Raw genomic sequence first — 12,815 nt, 5'->3', positions numbered from 1 at the left:
ATGGTCGCAGATCGGCGGCAACGGCGGGTGAAACCGGGCCACCCGGATAAACCACTGTGGCGAAGCGACATACGTTGTCCGGTGCGCGACCGGCATGCCAGAATCGCCCCTGTACGGATGACGGGTCGGGAAGAAAACTACACGGAGGACTTTCGATGTTGCGAACTGCAGGTTTTATCGGCGCTGCCGCGCTGGCCGGCCTGGTCACAGTGCTCGCGCCCGCGTCCGCGAACGCGGCGACCGGCTCGCTCGGCATCAACAGCCGGATCATCGGCAACCCGTCGGGATGCATTCAGGTGAACGGCAGCCCGCTGATGGCCAACTCGGTGGCCAACTACACCGATCGCGACGCCATCGTCTTCAGCAACGCCGACTGCACCGGTGATGTCACCGGCACGGTGCCCGCGGGTGCCGTCGGCGCCGCGAACGGCGGCAGCATCCAGATCGGCTGACATGCGGTAGCAGCTCGGACAGTCGAAGGCCGCGTGGCGAATTCGCCACGCGGCCTTCGTCGTGTCAGGGCCCGGTCACTCCGCTCGGTCGCGGTCGCGCAACAGCTCCTGCAACACCGGACCGATCACCGCGAGCGCCTCGGGCTGAGTCATCAGCTCGTGGCGGGTCGGGACCGGGTGGTCCACGACATCGCCGGCGTACGGACGCCATCCGGCGATGACGTCGTGGGTCCGGCGCTCGTCCGCGGCGGCGCGGAAGTAGTGCACGGTGCCGTCGAACACCTGCGGCACGAATCCGCGGGTCAGCTGAACCGAACGCATGGCGCTGGTGTAGATGCGCCGCAACCGATCCTGCGTGAGCACGACCAGATCCGCCGGAATCGCATCGTGCAATCGCACGAAGTCCTCCTCCGTCAACTGGTCGAGACGCTCCGGGTCCACATCGCGAATGCCGAGTTCCGCCAGCGTTTCCTGCATCGCCTCACGGAACGTGCCGAGGTCGAACCCGTGATCGCTGTCCAGCATGGCGAGCAGATCCACCTCGTGTCCCGCCGCGCGCAGCCGGACCGCGACCTCGTGCGCGAGCAGACCGCCCAGCGACCAGCCGAGCAGCCGGTACGGCCCCTCGGGCTGGCGGGCGACGATCTCGCGGACGTACCGGTCCGCCATCTCCGCCAGCGACCGCGGCGGTTCGGAATCCTCCGACAGCGCGGCGGCCTGCACACCGAAGATCGGCTGCTCCGGATCCGTGTAGCGCGCGAGCCCGGCGTAGCACCAGGACAGGCCGTACATCGGATGGATGCAGAACAGCGGACGCCGATCGCCCGCGGCGCGAATCGGCAGGATCAGCCCCAGCGCGGCGTCGGACTGCTCGTCGTATTCCAGACCGGCTTCCAAGGATTCGGCGATCCGCGCGGAGATACCGGCCACCGTGGGATCCAGGAAGAACCACTGCACCCGAATCTCGGCCCCGGTGACCCGGCGCAACTGATGCACCACGCGACCGGCGTTCAAGCTGGTCCCGCCGAGGGCGAAGAAGTCGTCGTCCAGACCGACTCGATCGGTGTCCAGCACATCGGCGAAGGCCGCTGCCACGGACTGCTGCAATCCGGTCACCGGTTCCCGGTAGGGACGCGCGGCGAGCGCGGGAATCGGCAGTGCGCGGCGATCCAATTTCCCACTGGCATTGAGCGGTAGCTCTGCCAGCGGCATCAGCACGGCCGGGACCATGTACGCGGGCAGGCGGCGCCGCGCATAGGCGGTGAGCTCGTCCGGGTCGACGGCGCGGCCGGCGGCCGGGACCACATAGGCGACCAGGCGGTCCGGATCGGGTACCACCGCCGCGGCCGCGTGCGCCACCGAGTCGTGATCGAGCAGTACTGCCTCGATCTCGCCGAGTTCGATGCGCTGACCACGCAGCTTGACCTGGAAGTCGGCGCGGCCCAGGTATTCCAGTCCGGCCTCGCCGAACCGCACGATGTCGCCGGTGCGGTACAGGCGACCACCCGGCTCGAACGGATCGGCGACGAACCGCTCGGCGGTCAGCGCCGCAGCGCCGTGGTAACCGCGAGCCAGCTGCACACCGGCGACGTAGAGTTCGCCGGCCGCACCGGCCGGCACCTGCCGCAACTGCCGATCGAGCACGTACACGCGGGTATTGGCGACCGGATCACCGATCGGCACCGCGGTGCGCCCGGCGCGGGCGGCGGTCACCACGGTGGCCTCCGCGGGGCCGTACCAGTTGTGCAACTGCGCGGGCAGGGCGTCGTGGAACGCGGCGGCGGTACCCGTCGTCAGCGCCTCACCGGCGGCGAACACCAGGCGCAGCGGGGAATTCGGTTGCCGGCCGAGCTCCAGGAATGCGTCGAGCATCGCGGGCACGAAATGTACCGTGCCGATCGACTCCCGGGCGATCACCTCCGCCAGGTACTGCGGATCCCGATGCCCGTCCGGCTCCGCCACCACGATCCGGGCACCGGTCTGCAAGGGCCAGAACAGTTCCCAGGTGGAGATGTCGAAGGTGATCGGCGTCTTGTGCAACACCGTGTCACCGACCCCGTGCGGATACCGTGCCTGTGCCCAGCGGAACTGGTTGGCCACCTGCCGATGCGTGATCACCACACCCTTGGGCCGGCCCGTCGAACCCGAGGTGTAGATGACGTAGGCCGCGTTGTCGGGGCGCGGACGCGGAAGCGGTTGCGCCGCATGCGCGGTCAGGCTCGCCACGTCCACCACCGGAATGCCGGTGGCGGTGGTGAATCCGTCGGCCGCCGTGGTGAGCACGCACAGCGGGCTCGACCCGCGCAGCACATGATCGTTGCGTTCGGCCGGATGGTCCGGATCGACCGGCACATAGGCGGCGCCGCTCTCCAGGACCGCGTAGAGCGCGACCACCAGTGCCGCCGAACGCCGCATCGCCACCGCCACGCGGGTCTCCGGCCCCGCCCCCGCCTCGACCAGGGCACCGGCGAGACCTGTTGCCGCGGAACGCAATTCGGCGTAGGTCAGGGTCCGGTCGCCGAAGGTGACCGCGGGTGCGTCCGGAGTGCGGTCGCACTGCGCGTGGAACAGCGACACCAGGGTGGCGTCGTCGAGCAGTTCCGGCGCGGCGGTGTCGTTGCGTGCCGCCAGGCTCGTCCGCTCGGCGTCGAGCAGCAGCCCGATGCCCGGCAGACCGCGACGCGGCGCGGCGACGAACTCACCGATCAGCATGCGCAACCTGTCGGTGACGGCGGCCGCGGCCGCCGCGTCGACGGTGTCGTGCCGGTACAGCATCTTCACCCGGAGCTGCGAATCCAGGTTCACCAGCACGGTCAGCGGGTAGTGCGTGAAGTTGACCGCCTGCAGCCCGGTGACGGCCATGCCGTCGATGGTGCTCGCTTCCTGCAACCCCTCGGTGTCGATGGGATAGGACTCGAACGCGATCATCGTGTCGAACAGGCCCTCCACACCGAGAGCGCCCTGGATTTCGGCCAGCCCGATGTGGTGCTGGTCGAGCCGGGCCGCCTGCTCGGACTGCAAGCGCTGCAACGCATCCCGCACCGACCATCGCGGATCGAACCGGACGCGCACCGGAATCGTGTTGACGAACAATCCGATCATGTCGTCGATGCCGTCGAGCTGCGGCGGACGACCGGAGACCGCGGCCCCGAAGACCACGTCGTCGCGATCGGTATGGGCCGCGATCACCGCACCCCACGCCGCCTGAACCACGGTATTGACAGTCACGCCGGCCTTGGCGGCGAACGTCGTCAACGCCCGCGTCTGCTCCGGCGACAGGTCGAAGGTCAGCGTGCCGATGCCGTCACCCGGGGTGGCGGGCGCCGCGAGCGCCGGAGCCAGATGACTGGGCTCGAGCCCGGCCAGGGCACCGGCCCACTCCGACAGCGCCCGATCGTGGTCCTGCCGGGACAGCCACGCCAGGTAGTCGCGGTACGGCCGGACCCGCGGCAGCATCGACGAATCACCCCGCACCGCGTACAGAATGAGCAGATCCTTCATCAGCAGCGGCATGGACCAGCCGTCGAGCAGGATGTGATGCGTCGTCAACGCCAGGTGGGTGGCGCCGGAGTCGGTGCGGTACACGGTGAATCGCACCAGCGGCGCGACCGCCGGATCGAACCGGTACCGGTCCGCGGCCAGCACCTGGGTCAGCTCGTCGTCGGCCACCCCGGTCACGACCTTCCAGGGCACCTCCACGTCGTCGACCACCAGCTGCACGGGCACGCCGGTCGCCGTGGTGACGAAGGCCGTCCGCAGATTCGCATGCCGATCGAGCACCGCCTGCGCGGACCGGTGCAACCGGTCCAGATCGATATCGCCGGACAGTTCCAGGGCGAACTGCATGACGTAGTCGTCGACTCCGTCGGCCGCCTGCAGTTCGGTCAGGAACAGCAGACCCTCCTGCAGCGGTGACAGCGGCAGCACGTCCGAGAGCCCCGGACGGGCCTCCCGCCAGGCGTCGAGTTCCGCCTGGCCGACCCGCACCAGCGGCACGTCCGACGGAGTGAGCCCGCCGGCCGCCGGATCCTGGGCATGGCGGGCGAGCGCGGTCAGGGCGGAGACCCAGTCCTGCGCCAGTTCGCGCACCGCGTCCTCGCCGACGATATCGGCCGCGTACAGGAAGGTGACGTCCATGAGCGGGCCGTCCGGACCGTCGTTGACGATCGCGTTGACGTCGATCACGGCCGCCGCCGGCATGTCCGGATCTTGGTCCGCGACAACGGATCCCAGTTCCGCCGTGGGCAGCCAGCCCAGATCCGGCAGGCCCTCGGGAACGCCGCCCGCGGAGACCCGGCCCAGGTAGTTGAAACTGATCTGTCCGAGTTCGCCCGCGACCGCCGGAGCGGATTCCGGGTTGAGGTACCGCAGCAGGCCGTAACCGATTCCCCGGTCGGGCACCGCGAGCAGTTGTTCCTTCACCGACTTCACCAGGTCCGCGGTCACCGCCGCGCCCGCGAACGCGGCTCCGACGTCGATGCCGGTCAGATCCAGCGAGACCGGATAGATGCTGGTGAACCAGCCGATCGTGCGGGTCAGGTCGGCGCCGGGGACCGTGGTCTCCTCGCGGCCGTGGCCCTCCAGCTTCACCCGGGTCACCGGTGCGTCGATGCCCCGGCGACCACGCCAGGTCCGCACCGCCAGTGCCAGCGCGGCCAGCAGGCCGTCGTTGACACCACCGCGGTACAGCGCGGGCAGGCGGGTGAGCACGGCGTCGGCGACCTCCACCGGCACCCGCGTCTCGAAGCGACGCACGGTCCGATGCGTGTCGACCGCCGGATCGAGGGCGCGAGCGCCCAGCAGCGGATCCGGCGTCGCGAGCACGCTACGCCAGTAATCCGTTTCCGCGACCCGCTCGTCGGACTCCGCCGCGGTGACCAGACCGTGTGCCCACCGCCGGAACGACGTGCCCACCGGCGGCAGCTCGATCGGAGCACCGGCCGAGCGCTGCGCCCAGGCGACCGCCAGATCCGGGATCAGGATGCGCCAGGACACGCCGTCGATCACGTAGTGGTGCGCGGCGACGGTCACCGCGTCGCGGCCGTCGGGCCGGCGCAACCAGGTGAAGGTCAGCATCCGGCCCGCCTGCGGGTCGAGCGCCGCCAACGCCGAATCCATTGCGGCGCTTGCGATCCGGTTCAATTCGGCGGCGTCGACCCCGGCGGGGACGTCGACCGTGGTGACCAGGTCGCGGACATCCACCGAACCCGTGGGCAAGGCCTCGAAGGTCCAGCCCTCGCCGGTCCGCCGGACCCGCGAGCGCAGCACATCGTGGTGGTCGAGCACCGCGGCGATGGTCGCGATCAGACCCGATTCGTCGATGTGCTCGGGCAATCCGAGCACCATCGTCTGCGCGAACCGGTTGTGCACGCCGCTGTCCAGATAGGCCGCCAGCACGGGAGTCAGCGGGATCTCGCCGACCCCGCCGCCGGGCAGTTCGGCCAGTACCTCGGGTTCGGCCAGCCCGTCCGCCACGGCCACCCGGGCCAGTCCCGCGACCGTCCGGTGTTCGAACACATCCCGCGGGGTGAAGACGATCCCGGCCGCTTTGGCCCGCGACACCAACTGAATGGACATGATGCTGTCACCGCCGACCGCGAAGAAGGAGTCGTCGACCCCCACCTCCGGCACGCCCAGCACCTGCGCGAACAACTCGGCCAGCCGCGTCTCGAGCGCGGTGAGCGACGTCCGCGACGCCGTCACCGCGAAGGCCGGCGCCGGCAACGCGCGGCGATCCAGTTTGCCGTTGGCGGTCAACGGAATCGCGTCGAGCACCACGAAGGCCGACGGCACCATGTACTCGGGCAGCGATTCGGCCACCCCGGCACGCCAGCGATCGTCGACGTTTCCGGCGGACGGACGGTCCGCCGGGTCCTCGGGCACCACGTAGGCGACGATGCGCGGATCGCCGGGGCGGTCCTCACGCACCAGCACCGCGGCCTGGGCGATGCCGGGGCGGGAGAGTACCGCCGCCTCGATCTCGCCGAGTTCGATGCGGAAACCGCGCACCTTCACCTGATCGTCGGCACGACCCAGGTATTCCAGATCGCCGTCGGCGTTCCAGCGCGCGAGGTCACCGGAACGGTACAGCCGGGTGCCCGGCGCACCGAACGGATCCGCCACGAACCGGCCCGCGGTCAGCGCCGGCTGCCCGAGGTAGCCGCGCGCCAATTGTGTTCCGGCGACGTAGATCTCACCCGGAACGCCGACCGGCACCGGCCGCAGCCGGTTGTCCAGCAGATAGGTGCGCAGACCCGGAATGGCCCGCCCGATCACGCTGCCGTCGGCCTCGGCGACGGCCGCCGCGTCCAGGGCGCGATAGGTGACGTGCACGGTCGTCTCGGTGATGCCGTACATGTTGATCAGTCGCGGCGCGGCATCGCCGTGGCGGTCGTACCAGCCGTTCAACCGTCGTAGCTCCAGCGCCTCACCGCCGTACACCACGTAGCGCAACGCCAGTGGCGCCGCGGAATCGGCGGCGGCCTGGTCGGCCGCGTCGAGCTGATAGAACGCCGAGGGCGTCTGGTTCAGCACGGTGACCCGTTCGCGGCGCAGCAGTTCCAGGAACTGCTCCGGCGAGCGCGAGGTGTGGTAGTCCACCACGACCAGTGCGCCGCCGTGCAACAGCGGGCCCCACAGCTCCCATACCGAGAAATCGAACGCGTAGGAGTGGAACATCGTCCACACGTCGGTCTCGTCGAAGGCGAACCAGTCGCGCGTGTTGGCGAACAGCTTGGCCACGGTGCGATGCGGCACCTGCACGCCCTTGGGGCGACCGGTCGAACCGGAGGTGTAGATGACGTAGGCGATGCTGTCGGGAGTCGGCGTACCCCGGCGCTCGGCCGGCGTGATCGGGTCGGCCGACACCGCCGAAAGATCCAGCCGATCCAGTTCCACCACGGTCGGGACCCCGCGCAACTCGATCTCGCGATCGGAGGTGGTGACCGCGCAGATCGGCCGGGCGTCGTCGAGCATGTAGGCGATGCGGTCGGCCGGATACGTCGGGTCGACCGGCAGGTATCCGGCTCCGGCACGGATCGCCGCCAGCAGTGCGACCACCAGATCCGCCGAACGCGGCAGTGCCACCGCCACCAGCGTCTCCGGACCGGCGCCCGCCTCGATCAGCGTGCGCGCCAAGCGGTTCACCCGCTGCGACAGTTCCGCGTATCCGATTCGTTCGTCACCGAAGATCAGCGCGGTGCGATCGGCGTGTGCGGCCGCCGCGGCGTCGAACACCTCGACCAGCGTCGTCTCCGGCCCGGAATCCGTTCCCGCCGAGACCCATTGCCCGAGAACGCGGTCGCGTTCGGCATCGGTCAGCAGCTCGATATCGGCGACCGCGGTATCCGGTGCGGCCGCGATCTCGCGCAGCACGCGGTGATACCGCTGCGCGAACTCGCGGATCGTCGATTCGTCGAACAGGTCACGCGCGTAGGTGATCCGGCCCGCGAGGGTCGCATCACCGGCCGCGTCTCCCGCCTCGAACAGCGTCACCGACAGATCAAACTTTTCGATCGCCACGTCGAAATCGACGGCCTCCACCCGGAGTCCGGGCAATTCGAACGAGCCCGACGGCAGGTTCTGGAACGCCAGCGACACCTGGAACAGCGGCGAGCGGACGGTCGAGCGCTCGGGGGCGAGCGCGTCCACGAGCCGTTCGAACGGAATGTCGGCGTTGGCGAACGCCGCCAGGTCGGTCTCCCGCTGGCGCGCGAGCAGGTCGAGGAAACTCTCGCCCGGCCGCAGCTCGCTGCGCAGCACCAGCGTGTTGACGAACATGCCGATCAGATCATCGAGTGCGGCCTGGCCGCGGCCGGCCACCGGGGTGCCGATCGCGACGTCGGAGCTGCCGGACATGCGGCCCAGCAGTACCGCCAGCGCGGCGTGCACGACCATGAACATCGTGGTGTTGGCCCGGCGGGCCAGCTCCACCAAACCCTGCCGCACGTCCGCGTCGACGGTGAAGTCGATGCCGGCGCCGAGGTAGCTCGGAGCGTTGGGCCGCGGCCGGTCGGCCGGCAGCGTGGACTCCTCCGGCAGGTCGGCCAGGGCGTTGCGCCAGTAGTCGATCTGGCGCGCCGCCAGCGATTGCGGATCATCCTCCGCACCCAGCAGCTCGCGCTGCCAGACGCTGTAATCGGCGTACTGCACCGGCAGCGGCGCCCACTCGGGCTCGAGTTGCTGCGCGCGAGCGGCGTAGGCGGCCATCACATCCCGGGTGAGCGGTCCCATCGACCAGCCGTCGCCCGCGATGTGGTGGACCACGAACACGATCACGTGCTCGTCGGTCCGGTCGGTGAGCCGGAACAGCGCGACCCGCAGCGGAACCTCCGCCGACACATCGAATCCGACGGCGATCACGTCGATGATCCGCTCGGCCAGGTCGCGCTCGGCCACCCGCATCGGCAGAATCTGCGGAGCCGCCTGCGAGGCCGGCTCCACGACCTGCACCGGACCGTCCTGCGTCTGAGGGTAATAGGTACGCAGAATCTCGTGGCGGGCCACGACATCACCCACCGCGCGGCGCAGCGCCGGAACATCCAACCGCCCGATCAGCCGGACCGCGATCGGAATGTTGTACGCCGCGGACTCGGTGTCGAACTGGTTGAGGAACCACATCCGCTGCTGCGCGGGCGACAGCGGAATCCGTTCCGGCTCCTGGCTTCCCGTCGCCGCGGGCGCCGTGCTGCGCGCGGTCAGCGCCGGGCGTGCCGCGGCGGCCGAGGTCTCGACCTGGGCGGCGAGGCGCTCCACCGTCGCGGCCTCGAACACCAGCCGCACCGGCACCTCGGCGTCGAGGGCGGCGCCCAGGCGCGCGACCACGCGGGTGGCGCTGAGGGAGTTGCCGCCGAGGGCGAAGAAGTCGTCGTCCAGACCGACCCGCTCCACGCCCAGCACCTCGGCGTAGACCGCCGCGACCGCCTGCTCGGTCGCGGTGACCGGAGCCCGGAAGGCGGTGGCCTCGAAGACCGGCTCCGGCAGGGCGGCGCGGTCCAGCTTGCCGACCGGAGTGAGCGGAATCCGGTCCAGCACGATGATCATCGCCGGCACCATGTGCGCCGGGAGCTGTTCCCGGGCGTGGGCGTCGAGGACCTGCCGGTCGAATGCCGCCGTCGCGCCGGTCGCCGCGGGCAGCACGTAGGACACCAGCGCGGTCGCGCCGCTGGGCGCCGTACGCCCGACGGTCACCGCGAAGTCCACCGATTCGTGGGCGGTCAGCACCGCGTCGATCTCACCGAGTTCGATGCGGAAGCCGCGCACCTTGACCTGGAAGTCGTTGCGGCCCAGGTATTCCACCCGGTACTGCGCCTGGCCGCCGTCCTGCGGAGCGGACAGCCAGCGCACCACGTCACCGGTGCGGTACATCCGCACACCGGGCAGCCACGGACAGGCCACGAACCGCTCGGCGGTCAGGCCGGGGCGGCGATGGTAGCCGCGAGCCAGTTGCGCGCCGGCGACGTAGAGCTCCCCGGCGACACCGGCCGGTACCGGACGCAGGCGCTCGTCGAGCACCCACGCGGTGATGCCGCGGATCGGCCCACCGAGGGTGACCGGCTCGCCCGGCCGCAGCGCATCACTGATGTTGGTGGCGATGGTCGCCTCGGTGGGACCGTAGGCGTTGTAGAACCGCCGGGTACCACTGGCGACCGGAACCGCCCAGCGGCGCACCAGCTCCGGAGCCCAGCTCTCACCACCGGTGACGACGACCTCGAGCTCGTCCAGTCCGGTCGGATCGACCGACGCCATCGCGGCGGCGGTGACGAATGCGTGCGTCACCCGCTCGGCCCGCAGGAATTCCGCGAGTTCCGCACCGCCGTACACGGTGGTCGGCGCGATGACCATGGTGGCCGGTCCGGCCAGCGCCAGCAGCAGTTCGAGCATCGCGGCGTCGAACGACGGGCTGGCGAAGTGGAGCGTGCGCGACTGCGGGGTGACACCGAAGCGGTCCCGCTGTTCGGCCAGATATCCGGCGATACCGGCGTGGGTGATCAGCACACCCTTCGGCAGACCCGACGAACCGGAGGTGTAGATCATGTACGCGACATCGGCCGGCCGCAGCGGATGAATCCGCTCCGCGTCGGAAACCGGTGCGCCACTGCGCCGTTCGAGCTCCAGCCCGAACGCGGGATGGTCGAGCAGCAACCACTCCACGGTCGCCGGGAACCGGTCGCGCACCGCGCCGACGACAAGGCCGAGGCGGACCTCCGAATCGGTGACCATGCGCTCGATGCGCTCGGCGGGATAGTTCGGGTCGATCGGCACGAAGGCGGCGCCGGCCTTGGCGACCGCCCAGACGGCGAGCACCGATTCGATCGACCGCGGAATACCCAGTGCCACCCGGTCGCCCGGGCCGATGCCCCGGCCGATCAGTTCCCGGGCCAGTCGTGAGGAGCGGGCATCCAATTCGGCGTAGGTCATCGACCGTCCGCCGCCGCGCAGCGCGATCGCTTCCGGGGCGGCCGCCGCGGCGGCGGCCATCAGGTCGGGCAGGGTGCCGGAGGTGGTCACCGCCGGACCGGCCACCCGGGTCAAGCGTTCGGTCTCCGCCGCCGAGAGCAGCGGAAGATCGGCGACGTCGATGGCCGGATCGGCGGCGACGGCACTCAGCACCCGGCCGAACCGCTCGGCGAAAGCACGAATCGTGGCTTCGTCGAACAGATCCCGCGCATAGGTGAACCGCACCGCGAGGCCGCTGTCGGTTTCGGTGACGGTGACCGTCACGTCGAAACGTTCGACGCCGGTGTCGGATTCGAGCGCTGTCGCCCGCAGTCCGGGCAGCTCGAAGCTGCCCGAGGGCAGGTTCTCGAACGACAGTGCCACCTGGAACAGCGGGCTGCGGCCGGTGGACCGGACCGGATCCAACGCTTCCACGAGACGCTCGAACGGCAGGTCGGCGTGCGCGAAGGCAGCCAGATCGGTATCCCGCTGGCGGGCCAGCAACGCGGTGAACGGTTCGGTGGCCGCTGTCGTCGTGCGCAGCACGACGGTGTTGACGAACATGCCGACGACGTCGTCGAGTTCGGCCGCCCCGCGACCGGCCACCGGGGTGCCGATGGCTACGTCGGAGTTACCGGACAGCCGCGACAGCAGCACCGCGAGCGCGGTGTGCACCACCACGAACACCGACGCATTTCCGTTGCGTGCCAACGCTTTCAGACCGGCATGCACGTCGGCGTCGACCACCGCGTCGACGGTGCCCGCCCGGAAGGACTGGGTCGCCGGTCGTGGCCGGTCGGCGGGCAGCGTCGATTCCTCGGGCAGCCCCGCCAGCGCGGACTTCCAGAAGGCGATCTGCTCGGCGGCCAGCGAGTCGTCGTCCGTCTCGTCACCGAGCAACTCGCGCTGCCACAGCGCGTAATCCGCGTACTGCAGCGGCAGCGGCGCCCATCCCGGCTCGTCGCCGTTGCTGCGGGCCGCGTACGCCGCCATCAGGTCACGGGTCAGCGGTCCCATCGACCAGCCGTCGCCGGCGATGTGGTGCACCACCAGGACCAGGGCGTATTCGTCGGCGCCGAGCGCGAAGAGAGCAACCCGGACCGGCACTTCGGCCGCGACGTCGAAACCGCGGGCGACCACCGCACCGATACTGTCCGCCAGTTCCGTCGCGTCGACCGCGACCGCCCGCAGTTCGGGAGTGGCCTCGGCGGCGGATCGGATGCGCTGCACGGGTCCTTCGGCGTCCTGGGGGTACCAGGTGCGCAGGATCTCGTGGCGCGCGACCAGATCGGCCACCGCCGCGTTCAGTGCGTCGATATCCAAGGCGCCGGTCAGCCGCACGGCCGCGGTGATGTTGTAGGCCGGGGAGGCGGTGTCGAACTGGTTGAGGAACCACATCCGCTGCTGCGCCGGCGAAAGCGGAATACGGGCCGGACGCGGTCCCGCGACGAGCGCGGGGCGTCCGGCGGCCGGAGCCTGTGCCTCGACGCGCGCGGCCAGTCCGGCGACGGTGCCGGTTTCGAAGACCAGACGGACCGGCACCTGCGTGTCGAGGGCGGCGCCGAGCCGCGCCGCGACCCGGGTGGCGCTCAGCGAGTTACCGCCCAGCGCGAAGAAGTCGTCGTCGCGACCCACCCGCTCGATGCCGAGCACCTCGGCGAACACCGCGGCCACGGTCTCCTCGATGGGTGTGGCGGGGGCGGTGTACTCGTGGGTCTCGAACACCGGCGCCGGCAGCGCCTTGCGATCCAGTTTCCCGGAGGTGTTGAGCGGCAACGCATCCAAGACCAGCACGGCGGACGGCACCATATAGGACGGCAAGCGGTCGGCGACGGCGTCGCGCAGAGCCGCGGAGTCCAACGTGGCATTCGGGGCGGCGACCGCATAGCCGACGAGCTGCTCGCCGGCCGGCCCCGGAGCCACGAC

2 protein-coding genes are annotated in these 12,815 nt (G+C 70.4%); one reads left to right on the top strand and one right to left on the bottom strand.

Going from position 1 to position 12,815, the window contains the following annotated elements; all coding sequences use genetic code 11:
• Positions 1-155: 155 nt before the first annotated feature.
• Positions 156-452, top strand: coding sequence for a hypothetical protein (locus tag ON23_RS03860; protein WP_039776424.1), 297 nt, complete (start codon positions 156-158; stop codon positions 450-452).
• A gap of 75 nt (positions 453-527) precedes the next feature.
• Here the strand turns inward: ON23_RS03860 and ON23_RS03855 are convergent.
• On the bottom strand, positions 528-12,815 hold a 12,288-nt coding region (locus tag ON23_RS03855; protein ID WP_039776423.1), incomplete at its 5' end, for a non-ribosomal peptide synthetase.

The organism is Nocardia cerradoensis NBRC 101014, assembly GCF_000308535.1.
Taxonomy (GTDB): domain Bacteria; phylum Actinomycetota; class Actinomycetes; order Mycobacteriales; family Mycobacteriaceae; genus Nocardia; species Nocardia cerradoensis.
This window is presented reverse-complemented; position numbering and strand designations above follow the sequence as displayed.